Genomic DNA, 16,004 nt, shown 5'->3' on the forward strand with positions numbered 1-16,004 from the left:
GGCGGGTTGCAGGGCGACTTGAGCTCAAGCTCGCCAAGCTGTGACCCAGTCGACACTCGCAAGTGCCCGCCACCCGTCGATCCAGCTTTCGAACCCGCGCGTTAACGGAGTAGTTTTTGTCAGAGTCCTTTGGCTGAGGGCCTTGTTCCGTTAAGATAGTCGGCTTTTTCACGGCGGGAGTCAGGCAGCATGGCGCAGCAGTATCAACCGGGGCAACGCTGGATTAGTGACAGCGAAGCAGAGCTGGGGTTAGGCACCGTTCTGGCACAGGACGGCCGCTTGTTGACCGTGCTCTATCCGGCCACTGGCGACACTCGTCAGTATGCGCTACGGAATGCGCCCCTCACTCGCGTGAGGTTTTCGCCGGGTGATTCGATCACCCATTTCGAAGGCTGGAAAATGACCGTACAGGAAGTCGACGACGTCGATGGCCTGCTGGTTTACCACGGCCTCAATGGGCAGAACGAGCAGGTCACCCTGCCGGAAACCCAACTGTCCAACTTCATCCAGTTCCGCCTGGCCAGCGACCGTCTGTTCGCCGGCCAGATCGACCCGCTGGCCTGGTTCTCGCTGCGTTACCACACCCTGGAACACACCAGCCGCCAACTGCAGTCCTCGCTGTGGGGCTTGGGTGGCGTGCGTGCGCAACCTATTGCTCACCAACTGCACATCGCCCGTGAAGTCGCTGACCGTATCGCGCCGCGGGTGTTGCTGGCTGACGAAGTGGGCCTGGGCAAGACCATCGAAGCTGGCCTGGTGATCCATCGCCAGCTGCTTTCCGGTCGCGCCAGCCGCGTGCTGATCCTGGTGCCGGAAAACCTGCAACACCAGTGGCTGGTGGAAATGCGCCGCCGCTTCAACCTGCAGGTCGCGCTGTTCGACGAAGAACGCTTCATCGAAAGCGATGCCACCAACCCGTTCGAAGACACCCAGTTGGCCCTTGTGGCCCTGGAATGGCTGGTGGACGACGAGAAGGCCCAGGACGCGCTGTTCGCGGCCGGCTGGGACTTGCTGGTGGTCGACGAAGCCCACCACCTGGTTTGGCATGAAGACAAGGCCAGCCCGGAGTATTCGCTGGTCGAGCAACTCGCCGAGGTGATTCCTGGCGTGCTGCTGCTGACCGCCACGCCGGAGCAACTGGGCCAGGACAGCCACTTTGCGCGCCTGCGCCTGCTGGACCCGAACCGCTTCCACGACCTGCACGCCTTCCGCGCCGAAAGCGAGAACTATCGCCCGGTGGCCGAAGCCGTGCAGGAGCTGCTGGACAAGGGCCGCCTGTCGCCGACCGCGCACAAGACCATCCAGGGTTTCCTCGGCGACGAAGGTGAAGCGCTGCTCACCGCCGTCAACGATGGCGACACCGAAGCCAGTGCGCGCCTGGTGCGTGAGCTGCTTGACCGCCACGGCACCGGCCGCGTGCTGTTCCGTAACACCCGGGCTGCCGTGCAAGGTTTTCCGGAGCGCAAACTGCACGCCTACCCGCTGCCGAACCCGGACGAATACCTCGAGTTGCCGCTGGGCGAACACGCCGAGCTGTACCCGGAAGTCAGCTTCCAGTCGCAGCCGGACGTGGATGAAGAAAACCGCTGGTGGCGCTTCGACCCACGCGTGGAGTGGCTGATCGATCAGCTGAAAATGCTCAAGCGCACCAAAGTGCTGGTGATCTGTGCCCACGCCGAAACCGCCATGGACCTGGAAGACGCCCTGCGCGTGCGTTCCGGCATTCCGGCCACGGTGTTCCACGAGGGCATGAATATCCTTGAGCGTGACCGCGCCGCCGCTTACTTCGCCGACGAAGAGTTCGGCGCCCAGGTGCTGATCTGCTCGGAAATCGGCAGTGAAGGCCGCAACTTCCAGTTCTCTCACCACTTGGTGCTGTTCGACCTGCCGTCCCACCCTGACCTGCTGGAACAGCGGATCGGGCGTCTGGACCGGATCGGTCAGAAGCACGTGATTGAATTGCACGTGCCGTACCTGGAAACCAGCCCGCAAGAGCGCCTGTTCCAGTGGTACCACGAAGCGCTGAATGCGTTCCTCAACACCTGCCCGACCGGCAACGCCCTGCAACATCAGTTCGGCCCGCGCCTGCTGCCGTTGCTGGAAAACGCCGACGATGGCGAGTGGCAAGCCCTGATCGACGAGGCCCGCGCCGAGCGCGAGCGCCTGGAGCAAGAGCTGCACACCGGCCGCGACCGCTTGCTGGAGCTCAACTCCGGCGGCGCGGGTGAAGGCGATGCGCTGGTAGAGGCCATCCTGGAGCAAGACGACCAGTTTGCCCTGCCGATCTACATGGAAACCCTGTTCGACGCCTTTGGCATCGACAGCGAAGACCATTCGGAAAACGCGCTGATCCTCAAGCCCAGCGAAAAAATGCTCGACGCCAGCTTCCCGCTGGGCGACGACGAAGGTGTGACCATCACCTACGACCGTAACCAGGCGCTGTCGCGCGAAGACATGCAGTTCATCACCTGGGAACACCCGATGGTGCAGGGCGGCATGGACCTGGTGCTGTCCGGGTCGATGGGCAACACCGCCGTGGCGCTGATCAAGAACAAGGCGCTCAAGCCCGGCACCGTGTTGCTCGAATTGCTGTACGTGAGTGAAGTGGTTGCGCCGCGCTCCTTGCAACTGGGCCGCTACTTGCCACCGGCGGCCTTGCGCTGCCTGCTGGATGCCAATGGCAATGACCTGTCCGGCCGCGTGTCGTTTGAAACCCTGAACGACCAGCTTGAAAGCGTGCCACGCGCCAGCGCCAACAAGTTCGTGCAGGCTCAGCGTGACCAACTCACGCCGCGCATCAACGCCGGTGAAGAGAAGATCACCCCGCGCCACGCCGAGCGTGTGGCCGAGGCCAAGCGCCGCCTGGCGGCGGACACCGACGAAGAGCTGGCGCGCCTGACCGCGTTGCAAGCGGTCAACCCGACCGTGCGTGACAGCGAGCTGGTTGCCCTGCGTCAGCAACGCGAGCAAGGTTTGGCCATGCTCGACAAAGCGGCGCTGCGACTGGAAGCGATTCGGGTGCTGGTGGCGGGTTGATCACCGCCCTGCCCTGCTAAAAAGAAGGCCCGCGCAATGCGGGCCTTTTTGTGTTTGGCTTGAGGGCCTCATCGCGGGCAAGCCCGCTCCCACATTTTGATGTGTGAATACCTTCAAATGTGGGAGCGGGCTTGCCTGCGACAGGGTCAACTCGGTATCAAGCGGTAGCCGCCGCAGCCGGCACCTCTACCGCTTCCAACCCATCCTTCATGCGCTTGGCATCGCGCACAAAACTGCGCGACGCCTGGAACAGAAACAGCAGGGTCAAAAACAGCGCCACTGGAATCAGGTACATGGCGTCGTGCAGCCCCACTGCTTTATAAGCTTCGGTCATCTGCGCTGCGCCATCGGCATACATCGCCGAATGGGCAAAGTGATCAGACAGCCCACCCACCACAATCGGCCCCATGCCGCCGCCCAACAGGTACAACCCGGCGAAGAACAGCGCCATCGCCGTGGCCCGCAGGCGCGGCTCAACCACATCCTGAATCGCCGTGTACACGCAGGTATAGAAGTTGTAGGCGAACAGCCAGCCCACACTGAACAGCGCCACAAACACACCAATCTCGATGCGTCCGGCGTGCAACGCCCACGCGGTGGTGACGGTGGAGATGATCAAGCTGCAGGCCGCGAACAACAGTCGGCCGTTGGCGATGCGCTGATGGATCTTGTCGGCAATCCAGCCGCCCAACGTCAGGCCCACCAGGCCGGTGACGCCAACGATTACGCCAGTGGCAACCGCCGCCTCCTGCAACGGCATCAGGAAGTAGCGCTGCAACATCGGCACCAGAAACGAGTTGCACGCATAGGTGGCGAAGTTAAAGCACAGCCCGGCCAGCACCAGCCACAGGAAGGTCGGCACCGCCAGCACGCGGCGGATCGGGCGATCGACGCGTTCCTGCGAGACCTGCACGGTTTCGGCCGCGCCGCGCTTGGGTTCCTTGATATAGAACATGAACACCGCCAGGATCAGCCCCGGCACGGCGGCGATAAAGAACGGCGCGCGCCAGCTGTCGAACGCCTTGACCATCGCGCCAATGGTGAAGAACGCCAGCAGCAGGCCCAACGGCAGGCCCAGCATGAAAATGCCCATGGCGCGGGCGCGGCGGTGAGCGGGAAACAGGTCGCCGATCAGTGAGTTGGCCGCCGGCGCGTAGCTGGCTTCGCCAATGCCGATGCCCATGCGCACCAGCAGGAAAGTCCAGAAACTGCCGACCATGCCATTAATAGCCGTGAGCCCGCTCCAGGCAAACAAGCCCCAGCCCATTAGTTTGCTGCGCGAACCGGTGTCGGCCACGCGCCCCAGCGGCAAACCGGCGATGGCATAGACGATGGTGAAGGCGGTGCCGATGATGCCGAGCTGAAAGTCGCTCAGGTGCCATTCCATACGGATGGGTTCGATGATGATCGCGGGGATGGTGCGGTCGAAGAAATTGAACAGGTTGGCCAGGAACAGCAGGAACAGAATGCGCCAGGCATTCGCCGCTTGGGTCGAGTTCTGCATGGGTCCGTCTCTTTTATTGTTATGAGAGCTGCGATGCCCGATGCATCCTGCCCGGTACCTGCAACATAGTCAGGCAGGTGCCGGTTGTCTGTAATGATTCGTAAAGCTGATAGGGCATGATTTCACCCGGTATCACGGGACTTCGCCTACAAAAATATAAGTTCACGCCCCCCTTCCCAACGGCAACGCCAAGGATAGAATGGCGAGCCTTCCGTAACACCCACATCCTACTTTTCTTATCGATGACGCCCATGTCCGAAGCCAGTCCGTGTCTGAGTTGCGGTGCCTGCTGTTCACACTTTCGTGTGTCTTTCTTCTGGGGTGAGTGCGCCTCATCGGGGGGCACTGTGCCCGATGACCTGGTGGTGCAGATCAATCCCACGCGCGTGGCGATGATCGGCACCGACCAAAAACCCGCGCGTTGCTGCAGCCTTGAGGGTGAAGTCGGCAAAGGCACCCGTTGTACGATTTATGAGCAGCGTTCGAGCCCGTGTCGCGAGTTCGACGCGTCGTGGAGCCAGGGTGAACAGAACGTCGATTGCGACACGGCACGCGCCGCCTTTGGCTTGCCGCCCCTCGAGGCGCCCTTCGAGTTCGAGTTGCCGATCAGCGCTTAGCATCAAACGCTATGGCGGGCATGCCAAAATCATCCAGAGCAAAGTGCCATTATTCCTGGCAAATCCCGCGAGGCTTCTATACTCGAGGTCATAGGCCATTGCTGTAGGCAATGACGTACTGACTTTGACGGGACATGCTATGGAATGGCGAGGTATGTATTTTTTTACCGAGCTTCCAGACAACGGGCATTTATTACTCAATTGCAGTCATAACCCCTTTCTGGTGCTGCTGGCGTACCTGGTCGCTTGTGCAGCAGGGTTCGGAACCTTGGACATGGCCGAGCGCGTCGGCCACGTGGAAGACCCTACTGCCCGCCGCCACTGGCGCTGGCTGGGGGCGGGATGCCTGGCAGGCGGCATCTGGTCGACTCACTTCATCAGCATGCTGGCCTTCCAGGCACCCATCGCCATTCACTACGAATTGCTCATGACGTTCGCCTCACTGGTGATCGCCCTGATTGCCTCGTTGTTTGCCATGCAAACCCTCAGTCACGCTCATTTGCGCTTTCATCAATACCTGCTGGCATCGGTATGGATGGGGCTGGGCATTGCCTTGATGCACTACGTCGGCATGTCGGCCATGCGCTCCCAGGCAAAGGTGTACTTCGACTCGGGGCTGTTCCTGGCGTCGGTGGGCATCGCCATTGGCGCCAGCCTGGCCGCGCTGCTGTTGTCGTGCTACCTGCGCAACGGCGCCGGGGTGTTCCATCAATTGCTCAAATACGCCGCCAGCCTGGTACTGGGCGCCGGGATCCTGAGCATGCACTTCACCGGCATGGCGGCCATGCAGATGCTGGTGCCCAACGGCGCGGACCTCGCCTTGCCACTGGACAACAACCCCATCCAGCTTGGTCTGTCCGTGGCCGTGATCACCCTGTTGGTGATTGGCAGCAGCGTCAGTGCAGCACTGGCCGACAAGAAACTGCAGCACAAGGAACGCGACCTGCGCCGGGTCAACGCGCTGCTCAGCGAACTGGACCAGGCCCGCGCCTCGCTGCAACAGGTAGCGCACTTTGACGCGCTGACCAGCTTGCTCAACCGCCGCGGTTTCAATCAGATTTTTGCGGAGAAAGTCGCCGAAAAAACTGCAAGTCACGGCATGATGGCGGTGATTTTCCTCGATATCGACCACTTCAAGCGCATCAACGACAGCCTTGGGCATGATGCCGGCGACCAGTTACTTACCGTGTTGGCCGGGCATATCAAGGGCTCTGTACGCAGCCATGACGATGTGGTCGCGCGCTTTGGCGGCGATGAGTTCTGCATCCTGATCAGCATTCACCATCGTGACGAAGCGCGGCATATGGCGCAGCGCATCATGCAGAAGATGAAAGAGCCGATCGAACTGGCCGGCCGGCGCATGGTAATGACCACCAGCATTGGCATCAGCCTGTTTCCCGATGACGGCGTGACCTGTGAGGAGCTGCTGAAAACCGCCGACCTGGCGCTTTACCAGTCCAAAGACACCGGGCGCAACAGCCTGAACTTTTTCAGTTCCAACCTCAAAACCCGCGCGTTTCTCGAACTGCAACTGGAAGAAGAGCTGCGCGCCGCCCTGCGCACGCGCAACCAGCTGGTCCTGTTTTATCAGCCGATCTTCGACATGAAACTCGGCAAGGTTACCCGCCTGGAAGCCCTGGTGCGCTGGCAACACCCGCAACACGGGCTGCTGGCGCCGGACCGGTTTATCGCCATTGCCGAAAGCAACGGGCTGATTGCCGAGTTGGACCACTGGGTATTACGCCAGGCGTGCCACGATTTGAGCCTGCTGTCTGACCGCGGCTATACCGAGCTGACCATGGCCGTGAACTGCTCGGCCCTCAACCTGGCGCGTGACGAACTGGCGGATGAAATCGAAGACGCCCTGCGCTTCGCCGGCATCGCCGCCGGGCGCCTGGAACTGGAAGTCACCGAAAACGCCCTGATGGGCAACATCAGCAGCACGCTCGCGCTGTTGCGGCAAATCCGGGCACTGGGCGTGTCGCTGGCGATTGATGACTTCGGCACTGGCTACTCGTCACTGGCCTACCTCAAGCGCCTGCCGCTCAATACGTTGAAGATCGATCGCTCCTTTATCCAGGACATTCCCAAATCGACTGCCGATATCGAAATCGTCCAGGCGATTATCGGCATGGCCCACACGCTGCACCTGCACGTTGTCACCGAAGGCGTGGAAACCCAGGCGCAATTCGAACTGCTGCTCAACCATGGCTGTGACTTCATTCAGGGCTACTTGCTGAGCCCAGCGGTGCCTTTGAGCGATGTGGTTGGCGTGATCCAGGGCATTCAGATGCGTAACCCGCTCTACCCTTTCAGCGTGGAAGGCAGCAAAGACGCCACACCGCCCAAAGACCCTGTTACCGGCCGTATCGGCCCACCTTCCATCGTCAGGCCAATTCGCTGACGCCGAATATTTGGCATTTAGCCATCATTTGCCTAAAGAACGCCGACGAACGGCCGATTCATCAGAGTCCACGTGGCGTTGCCCTGGTCAGTAGGCGCGCTTGCGCCGATGGCACGGCGAAGTCGCGAACTCTCATTCAGTGATGGCTCCGTGATTTTTTTGGCCATCCGTCCAGGTACATGGCGCCAATGACTTCCAACAATAATCTGTCTCCGAGATCTGCGACGCAGTGCCGACAGCACCGGCGGAAAAATTCCCAGCCGCGAAGTCATTGAGCAGCGCCCGCCCATTGGCTACCCAGCAGTACTTGTACTTCACCGAAACCAATACCGACCGCATCCTCGACAACCTCGACGGCCTGCGTGACATGGTGTTCCCGCGCCTGCCCCAGCAGGAAGGTGATGGCGATGCGCGCAATGAGCAGGAATTTCCGTCGGTGTGCCTGATCGGCCTGGGCCGCTGCGGCTCCAACATTGCCCTGGACGTGGCAGAGCTGGTGTACAACGCGCGCAAGTTCTACCTCAACGAATTCAGTACCGAAGACAAGTCGGCCGATAAAGGCTACAGCCCGGCCCAGTGGATTCGAAACAACCTGCGTCTGGGTGGCGGCAAGGCCACCAAACCGGTGTTCCTGGTGGAGCCGCTGGTCATGCTGGGCGACCTGGACAAAGACATCGCCGGGCGCATCCGCTTCTCGCGCAAGGGCGAAAAAAGCGGCTTCCTGCGCGACTACAGCAAAATGAAAATCATGGACCTGTCGGAAGTGCACGCCGGCGGCGCCGGTAACGCGCCGATCCTGGGCCAGTACCTGGCCAAGATCATCCTCAACAAAGACACCCAGCGTTTTTCCAGCCCCGACTGGAAGATGATCCACTCCTACCTGATCGACTCCTGTGGCATCAAGGCCAACCAGTCGCGCCTGTATTTCTCGATCTTCAGCGCCGGCGGCGGTACGGGTTCGGGCATGGCCTCGGAGTTCGGCCTGGCCCAGCAGCACTCGTACATGAACAAGACGTTCGACACCAAGCCGGCCGACGAGCATGACAGCAAGAGCGGCCACGCCTTCGTGTTCGAGCCGATCTTCACCAGTGGCATTTGCGTGCTGCCGAATATCTCCGACCACCGCAGCGAAATGTCCGAGGCACTGCACATCAACGCCGGGCGGCTGTTGTGCAAATACCTGTCGGAAGAATGGGATTTCTCATACAACTTCGACAATGAAGACAGCAGCGAAGCCAGCGTGAAAGGCCGCATCCGGCCGTGGAACGCGATGATGCTGATCTCCAACGACATCATGCGTTACGCCGAAGAAAGCGATGACGGCAACATCCAGAACATTGACGTCAATGCTATGGAAAAACACGCCAACCAATACATCTCGCAGCAGATCTTCAACATCCTCACGGCCCAGGCGGTGACCACCGACTACGACCAGAACTACTTCCGGCGGGCCGGCATCGACATTGGCGAAACCATCCGCCTGGATGCCAACGACTTGTTCATGAGCCTGGCCGGGCCGGTGGCGATTGCCTACGCCGAATCGGTGGTGCCGGAGACGCCGGTGCCCTCGGGCGACAAGTTCAAGGTGTTCGATAAAGAGCCGCAGCGGCTGAACATCGATGACCTGTTTTTCCGCTCGATTGATTTGCCGCACTTCAACAAAGTGACGCAGGCGATCGAGGGCATCAGCCTGTTGCCGATCGAGTCCAAGCGCTACAAAGCGTCGTTGGAGCAGTACAAGAACTCCGGGTATGACGCGGCGGCGCTGCATGACCTGCACTTCTTCAAGAACTGCTCGTCGGTGGTGTCGATTGTGTCCTTGCCCAAGGATTACAAGCTGTCCTACATGGACTTGAACCGGCTCAAAACTCATTTGAACAGCCTGTTCCCCAACACCACGCTCAAGCGTTACGCCCTGGTGATCGGCGCGTCGGCCAACCTGTCGCTGACCACGCTGATCGCCAAGAGCCCGTGCCTGTCGGATGATTTCCTCACGCTGATCGTGGCGTTCATCAAGCGTTGCTTTGCGCGTAACCCGTACCGGTTTGATGACACGCTGGATAACTCGATCCTGGACTTCATCATCCATGATGATTTTGATGACGACCGGATTGACGAGTTGCTCAATGAGTTCGAGAACCCGGCGAAGATACTCGACACCAATTGGTACGCGATCAAGCCGATGTACGAGAAGAAGTACCGCGAGTTGATTAATGACAAGGAGAAGTTTGTGTCGATTAACGATATTCGCCTGTCACGGGATTGCGTGAAGAAGGCGATCAAGTACTTGCGAGAGATTTATCGTCATCGGATTGGGAAGACCAAGGTTATTTCGTTGAATAACCATACTGGCAAGACGGCTTAGACCGAGTCGCGACCATTGCGGGCAAGCCAGTTCCCACACTTGAAATGCATTTCAAATGTGGGCGCTGGCTTGCCTGCGATAGCGGCCCGCCAGACAAGCAACATCCTGATCCCTGCCACACCCAGAAACAATTCCCCGAGCCTTCGGCCCCGCGCAAAACTGTTCCCGTGACGCGCACGTCACCTTCACCTGTGACCTTTCTCTACGGCAAGGTGCCATCACGGCGTCGGCGGTTACTCCGCTACACACTTGCAAGGGCCCGAGCAGCGCACCTTTTTAGTGCGCAGGTTTCTTACGCCGCCCTTTCCTGGATCAGAATCCACGGCGAAACCACGACCGCCCACAGGCTTGGATCCCTCTCGACCAGGTCCAATGCCCGCGTCGCAGACACCTCGCCAAGGCTCCCTGCAGCCAGCCACGCAGCGACTTTGTCACGGTTATCCTCGGCCATTCCCTCGGCCGCTTCGATCAAATCCAGGCCGGCGTCGACCCACAATAGGGCACCCTTGGCAAAGAACGGTTCAAGCTCCTTCCAGGAAATTTCGGCGGTTTCACCGAGCAGCTTGGCATAGAGGGTGCTAGGTTCTTGCGTCATGGGAATTCACCTGAATAAAAAATCGGCGCAATCATAGCGTCAGGCGTCAGGCAGAAAAACCCAGTTGCAAATGAGGCATCGAACGAAAGTGTCAGGAAAGCCAAGGATTGCCCGAAACTCTGGCATCACCCCGCCGCAATTCTGTCTTTTTCTTTCATTAAAGCGACATCCCCGGCGTTTGCCCCCAGCAGCCAGCTTTTCAAGCGATCAACCGGCGCTCTACACTGTACCGGTACAGTTGCCAGGGCAATGCCGGGGGGATATCCGAGATATCTGATCCGGTTCTGCAGCTCACAAGGCCGCTAGAACTATAAAAAATACAACAGTAAGAGTGGAGCACTATGAATAAGGCTACTAAGCAGATTTCCAAACTGTTTGCCGCTATGGTCCTGGCTGGGGTTGCCGGCCATTCGTTCGCAGCCGACACCATCAAGATCGGTATCGCAGGTCCAAAGACCGGTCCTGTGACGCAATACGGCGACATGCAATTCATGGGTGCCAAGCAGGCAATCGCCGACATCAACGCCAAGGGCGGCGTCGACGGCAAAATGCTTGAAGCCAAAGAATACGACGACGCTTGCGATCCGAAACAAGCCGTTGCCGTAGCCAACAAAGTGGTCAACGACGGCGTCAAGTTCGTGGTGGGTCACCTTTGCTCCAGCTCCACTCAGCCAGCAACCGACATCTACGAAGACGAAGGCGTGATCATGATCACTCCGGCGGCTACCAGCCCGGAAATCACCGCCCGTGGTTATAAACTGGTATTCCGCACCATCGGCCTGGACAGCGCCCAGGGCCCGGCCGCCGGCAACTACATCGCCGACTTCGTGAAGCCCAAGGTGGTTGCCGTACTGCACGACAAACAGCAATACGGTGAAGGCATCGCTACTGCCGTTAAACAGACCCTTGAGAAGAAAGGCGTGAAAGTCGCTGTCTTCGAAGGCCTGAACGCCGGCGATAAAGACTTCTCCTCGATCATCCAGAAGCTCAAGCAAGCCAACGTCGACTTCGTCTACTACGGCGGCTACCACCCAGAGCTGGGCCTGATCCTGCGCCAAGCCAAGGAAAAAGGCCTGAGCGCCAAGTTCATGGGCCCGGAAGGCGTTGGCAACGACTCCATCTCGCAAATTGCCCAGGACGCTTCCGAAGGCCTGCTGGTAACCCTGCCTAAATCCTTCGACACCGACCCTGCCAACAAAGCCATTGTTGAAGAGTTCGCCAAGAACAAGCAGGACCCAACCGGTCCGTTCGTGTTCCCGGCTTACTCTGCGGTTGAAGTCATCGCCGGCGGTATCGCTGCCGCGAAGAGCGAAGACACCGCCAAGGTGGCAGCTGCCATCCACGCAGGTACTTTCAAGACCCCTACGGGCGATCTGAGCTTCGACGCCAAGGGCGACCTGAAGGACTTCAAGTTCGTGGTCTACGAATGGCACTTCGGTAAACCAAAAACCGAAGTTTCCCCTCAGTAAGCCAGGCGTTACTGGTTAACAAGCCCACTGTGAAAGCAGTGGGCTTTGTTTTACGAGGTTTATGGGCCTGTCACCCGCGATCCGGGCGCTGGCTCACCTGAAAATCTTAAAACCGTCACCAGCGGTTCGCTGGCAAACGCTTTGTGCAAATGTGCTCATAGAACACAGCGCAGGGCCGGAACATGACTCCACCAGTGAAATGCGTATCGGGTTTTTAGGAGCGCTGTAATGCCTGAGATCTATCATTTTTTCCAACAGCTGGTTAATGGCCTGACCATTGGCAGCACCTATGCCTTGATAGCCATTGGCTACACAATGGTTTACGGCATCATTGGAATGATCAACTTCGCCCATGGCGAGGTGTACATGATTGGTTCCTACGTGGCCTTCATCGCCCTTGCCGGGCTGGCCATGATGGGTATCCACTCTCTGCCGCTGTTGATGACCGCCGCGTTTATCGCGTCGATTGTTGTAACCAGTGCCTACGGCTACAGCATCGAGCGGGTTGCCTATCGTCCCTTGCGTGGCAGCAACCGTTTGATCCCGCTGATTTCCGCCATCGGCATGTCGATATTCCTGCAGAACACTGTATTGCTGTCCCAGGACTCCAAGGACAAGTCCATTCCCAACCTGATTCCGGGGAGCATCTCCTTCGGCCCAGGTGGCGCACAAGAAGTGCTGATTTCCTATATGCAGATCCTGGTGTTCGTCGTCACGCTGGTGGCGATGCTGGGCCTGACGCTGTTCATTTCCCGCTCCCGTCTGGGGCGCGCCTGCCGGGCCTGCGCCGAAGACATCAAGATGGCCAACCTGCTGGGCATCAACACCAACAACATCATTGCCCTGACCTTCGTCATCGGTGCTGCGCTGGCGGCCGTCGCGGCGGTGCTGCTGAGCATGCAGTACGGCGTGATCAACCCCAACGCCGGTTTCCTGGTAGGCCTCAAGGCCTTTACCGCAGCGGTATTGGGCGGCATCGGCAGTATTCCGGGCGCCATGCTCGGCGGGCTGGTGCTGGGCGTGGCTGAAGCCTTTGGTGCCGATATCTTCGGTGACCAATATAAGGACGTGGTGGCGTTCGGCCTGTTGGTTCTGGTGCTGTTGTTCCGTCCGACCGGCATTCTGGGCCGTCCGGAGGTTGAGAAAGTATGAGCAGATATCTTAAATCGGCGTTTTTCAGCGCCTTGCTGGTGTGGGCCGTGGCCTTTCCGGTACTGGGCCTCAAGCTGAGCATTGTTGGCATCAACCTGGAAGTGCATGGCACCGGTCCCGTGACCCTGACCATCATCGCCCTGTGCTCGGTGCTGATGTTCCTGCGCGTGCTGTTCACCCAGCAGGTCGGCGCCTTGTTCAAGGGCAACCGTGGGCCGTTGGTATCGCCCAAGGTCAGCCAGTTCCTGACCCTGCCGCGCACCCAACGCTACATCATCATCGGCCTGATCGTTGCCGCGCTGATCTGGCCGTTCTTCGGCTCACGCGGCGCGGTGGATATCGCGACGCTGATCCTGATCTACGTGTTGCTGGGCCTGGGCCTGAACATCGTGGTGGGCCTGGCCGGCCTGCTTGACCTGGGTTATGTGAGCTTCTACGCCGTGGGTGCCTACACCTACGCGTTGCTCTCGCATTACCTGGGCTGGGGCTTCTGGATCTGCCTGCCGCTGGCGGGTATGGCGGCGGCCACGTTCGGCTTCCTGCTGGGCTTCCCGGTGCTGCGCCTGCGCGGTGACTATTTGGCGATCGTGACCCTGGGCTTCGGTGAAATCATCCGGCTGTTCCTGCGTAACCTCACCGATATCACCGGCGGCCCCAACGGCATCAGCAGCATCCCCAAGCCGACGTTCTTCGGGCTGTCGTTCGACCGCACCGCCGCCGAGGGCATGCAGACGTTCCACGAGTACTTCGGGATCGACTACAACCCGGTGAGCAAAGTGGTGTTCCTGTACCTGGTGGCCCTGCTGCTGGCACTGGCGGCACTGTTCGTGATCAACCGCCTGCTGCGCATGCCGATCGGGCGAGCGTGGGAAGCGTTGCGCGAAGATGAGATCGCCTGCCGAGCGCTAGGCATGAACCCGACCGTCATCAAACTTTCGGCCTTCACCCTCGGGGCAACGTTCGCCGGTTTCGCCGGCAGCTTCTTCGCGGCGCGCCAAGGCTTGGTGACCCCGGAGTCGTTCACCTTTATCGAGTCGGCGATCATCCTCGCCATCGTCGTACTGGGTGGCATGGGCTCGCAGCTGGGCGTGATCCTGGCGGCCATCGTAATGATCCTGCTGCCGGAGATGATGCGAGAGTTCAGCGAATACCGCATGTTGATGTTCGGCGCCATGATGGTGCTGATGATGATTTGGCGTCCTCAAGGTCTGCTGCCGATGCAACGCCCACACATGGAGCTGCGCAAATGAGCCGCGAGATCCTGAAAGTCGAAAACTTGAGCATGCGCTTCGGCGGTTTGCTGGCGGTCAACGGCGTGGCCCTGACCGTGAAAGAAAAACAGGTGGTGGCACTGATCGGCCCGAACGGCGCCGGCAAAACCACGGTGTTCAACTGCCTCACCGGCTTTTACAAGCCGAGCGGTGGCAGCATCCTGCTGGACGGCCAGCCGATCCAGGGCCTGGCCGGCCATGAGATCGCCCGCAAGGGCGTGGTACGGACCTTCCAGAACGTGCGGTTGTTCAAGGACATGACGGCGGTCGAGAACCTGCTGATTGCCCAGCACCGTCACTTGAACACCAACTTCTTTGCTGGCCTGTTCAAGACCCCGGCGTTCCGCAAGAGCGAACGCGAGGCGATGGAATACGCCGAGTACTGGCTGGACAAGGTCAACCTCACCGAGTTTGCCAACCGCCCTGCCGGCACCCTGGCTTACGGGCAGCAACGTCGCCTGGAAATCGCCCGCTGCATGATGACCCGCCCGCGGATCCTCATGCTCGACGAACCGGCCGCCGGCCTGAACCCCAAGGAAACCGAAGACCTCAAGGCGCTGATCAGCGTGTTGCGTGAGGAAAACAACGCCACGGTGCTGTTGATCGAACACGACATGAAACTGGTCATGAGCATTTCCGACCACATCGTGGTGATCAACCAGGGCACACCGCTGGCCGACGGGACACCGGAACAGATCCGCGACAATCCTGAAGTGATCAAAGCCTATTTGGGGGAAGCGTAAAATGCTGCAATTCGAAAACGTTTCCACTTTCTACGGCAAGATCCAGGCCCTGCACAGCGTCAACGTGGAAGTGCGCCAAGGTGAAATCGTCACGCTGATCGGCGCCAACGGTGCCGGCAAATCGACCTTGCTGATGACACTGTGCGGTTCGCCGCAGGCGCACAGCGGCAGCATCCGCTACATGGGTGAAGAGCTGGTGGGGCAACAGTCCTCGCAGATCATGCGCAAGAGCATTGCGGTGGTGCCCGAAGGCCGTCGCGTATTCTCGCGCCTGACCGTGGAGGAGAACCTGGCCATGGGCGGGTTCTTCACCGACAAGGGCGACTACCAGGAGCAGATGGACAAGGTGTTGCACTTGTTCCCCAGGCTCAAGGAACGCTTCAGCCAGCGCGGCGGCACCATGTCCGGCGGCGAGCAGCAAATGCTCGCCATCGGCCGCGCGCTGATGAGCAAGCCCAAGCTGCTGCTGTTGGACGAACCGTCCCTGGGCCTGGCACCGATCATCATCCAGCAGATCTTCGACATCATCGAACAGCTGCGCAAGGACGGTGTAACGGTGTTCCTGGTCGAGCAGAACGCCAACCAGGCGCTGAAAATCGCCGACCGCGCCTACGTGCTGGAAAACGGCCGGGTGGTGATGCAGGGCACCGGGGAGCAGTTGCTGACGGATCCAAAGGTACGGGAGGCTTACCTCGGGGGCTAATACCATCCGGTTGCTGTATGAACTGGATCTAAATGTGGGAGCGGGCTTGCTCGCGAATGCGGTGTCTCAGTTAAGTATCTATCGACTGACACATTGCATTCGCGAGCGAGCCCGCTCCCACATTTGCTTTGTGTGAAGCTTAAAT

At 59.7% G+C, this 16,004-nt stretch carries 11 protein-coding genes; 9 read left to right on the forward strand and 2 right to left on the reverse strand.

Annotated features, from left to right (window positions below):
- Window positions 1-189 precede the first annotated feature (189 nt).
- A complete protein-coding gene (rapA, locus tag AACU78_RS18040; RefSeq protein WP_106577097.1) occupies window positions 190-3,036 on the forward strand; it encodes an RNA polymerase-associated protein RapA in 2,847 nt (948 codons plus the stop codon).
- 157 nt (window positions 3,037-3,193) lie between these two features.
- On the opposite strand, the gene AACU78_RS18045 is transcribed toward rapA, so the two are convergent.
- Window positions 3,194-4,540, reverse strand: coding sequence for a spinster family MFS transporter (locus AACU78_RS18045; RefSeq protein WP_106577098.1), 1,347 nt, complete (start codon window positions 4,538-4,540; stop codon window positions 3,194-3,196).
- Between the two features lie 251 nt (window positions 4,541-4,791).
- On the opposite strand from AACU78_RS18045, the gene AACU78_RS18050 reads away from it, so the two are divergent.
- From AACU78_RS18050 to AACU78_RS18060, 3 genes are all read left to right on the forward strand, one after another.
- Window positions 4,792-5,157: a YkgJ family cysteine cluster protein gene (locus tag AACU78_RS18050; protein ID WP_106577100.1), complete on the forward strand. Its 366-nt coding sequence runs from the start codon at window positions 4,792-4,794 to the stop codon at window positions 5,155-5,157.
- 139 nt (window positions 5,158-5,296) lie between these two features.
- Window positions 5,297-7,561 (forward strand): putative bifunctional diguanylate cyclase/phosphodiesterase, encoded by a 2,265-nt coding sequence (locus AACU78_RS18055; protein WP_106577101.1) that lies wholly within the window; start codon window positions 5,297-5,299, stop codon window positions 7,559-7,561.
- 271 nt (window positions 7,562-7,832) lie between these two features.
- On the forward strand, window positions 7,833-9,926 hold the full coding sequence (locus AACU78_RS18060; protein WP_106577102.1) for a hypothetical protein: 2,094 nt from the start codon (window positions 7,833-7,835) through the stop codon (window positions 9,924-9,926).
- 292 nt (window positions 9,927-10,218) lie between these two features.
- Here AACU78_RS18060 and AACU78_RS18065 read toward each other — a convergent pair whose 3' ends face one another.
- The gene (locus AACU78_RS18065) at window positions 10,219-10,521 is read right to left on the reverse strand and encodes a DUF2288 domain-containing protein (protein ID WP_017530446.1); all 303 of its coding nucleotides are present in this window, start codon (window positions 10,519-10,521) and stop codon (window positions 10,219-10,221) included.
- 341 nt (window positions 10,522-10,862) lie between these two features.
- On the opposite strand from AACU78_RS18065, the gene AACU78_RS18070 reads away from it, so the two are divergent.
- The 5 genes from AACU78_RS18070 to AACU78_RS18090 all read left to right on the forward strand — a co-directional run bounded on the left by AACU78_RS18070 (window position 10,863) and on the right by AACU78_RS18090 (window position 15,859).
- Window positions 10,863-11,990 (forward strand): branched-chain amino acid ABC transporter substrate-binding protein, encoded by a 1,128-nt coding sequence (locus AACU78_RS18070; protein WP_106577103.1) that lies wholly within the window; start codon window positions 10,863-10,865, stop codon window positions 11,988-11,990.
- Window positions 11,991-12,218: 228 nt separating this feature from the next.
- Window positions 12,219-13,142 carry a high-affinity branched-chain amino acid ABC transporter permease LivH gene (livH, locus tag AACU78_RS18075; protein ID WP_106577104.1) on the forward strand — a complete coding sequence of 308 codons (924 nt, stop codon included), beginning with the start codon at window positions 12,219-12,221 and terminating at the stop codon, window positions 13,140-13,142.
- Window positions 13,139-14,392, forward strand: a complete 1,254-nt coding sequence (locus AACU78_RS18080; RefSeq protein ID WP_106577105.1) for a high-affinity branched-chain amino acid ABC transporter permease LivM — start codon at window positions 13,139-13,141, stop codon at window positions 14,390-14,392. Before livH ends, AACU78_RS18080 begins: the two co-directional genes overlap by 4 nt.
- Window positions 14,389-15,156 (forward strand): high-affinity branched-chain amino acid ABC transporter ATP-binding protein LivG, encoded by a 768-nt coding sequence (livG, locus tag AACU78_RS18085; protein WP_016975067.1) that lies wholly within the window; start codon window positions 14,389-14,391, stop codon window positions 15,154-15,156. The genes AACU78_RS18080 and livG overlap by 4 nt, the downstream gene beginning before the upstream one ends.
- A 1-nt stretch (window position 15,157) precedes the next feature.
- Window positions 15,158-15,859: an ABC transporter ATP-binding protein gene (locus AACU78_RS18090; RefSeq protein WP_010212366.1), complete on the forward strand. Its 702-nt coding sequence runs from the start codon at window positions 15,158-15,160 to the stop codon at window positions 15,857-15,859.
- The last annotated feature ends 145 nt before the right edge of the window (window positions 15,860-16,004 follow it).

It is taken from the genome of Pseudomonas sp. R9.37 (assembly GCF_963878885.1).
Classification (GTDB): Bacteria; Pseudomonadota; Gammaproteobacteria; order Pseudomonadales; family Pseudomonadaceae; genus Aquipseudomonas.

Coding starts and splice junctions, on each gene's coding strand:
- rapA (WP_106577097.1), top strand. CDS start 190: ATGGCGCAGCAGTATCAACCGGGGCAACGCTGGATTAGTGACAGCGAA.
- livH (WP_106577104.1), top strand. CDS start 12,219: ATGCCTGAGATCTATCATTTTTTCCAACAGCTGGTTAATGGCCTGACC.
- AACU78_RS18080 (WP_106577105.1), top strand. CDS start 13,139: ATGAGCAGATATCTTAAATCGGCGTTTTTCAGCGCCTTGCTGGTGTGG.
- livG (WP_016975067.1), top strand. CDS start 14,389: ATGAGCCGCGAGATCCTGAAAGTCGAAAACTTGAGCATGCGCTTCGGC.
- AACU78_RS18050 (WP_106577100.1), top strand. CDS start 4,792: ATGTCCGAAGCCAGTCCGTGTCTGAGTTGCGGTGCCTGCTGTTCACAC.
- AACU78_RS18055 (WP_106577101.1), top strand. CDS start 5,297: ATGGAATGGCGAGGTATGTATTTTTTTACCGAGCTTCCAGACAACGGG.
- AACU78_RS18070 (WP_106577103.1), top strand. CDS start 10,863: ATGAATAAGGCTACTAAGCAGATTTCCAAACTGTTTGCCGCTATGGTC.
- AACU78_RS18065 (WP_017530446.1), bottom strand. CDS start 10,521: ATGACGCAAGAACCTAGCACCCTCTATGCCAAGCTGCTCGGTGAAACC.
- AACU78_RS18045 (WP_106577098.1), bottom strand. CDS start 4,540: ATGCAGAACTCGACCCAAGCGGCGAATGCCTGGCGCATTCTGTTCCTG.
- AACU78_RS18090 (WP_010212366.1), top strand. CDS start 15,158: ATGCTGCAATTCGAAAACGTTTCCACTTTCTACGGCAAGATCCAGGCC.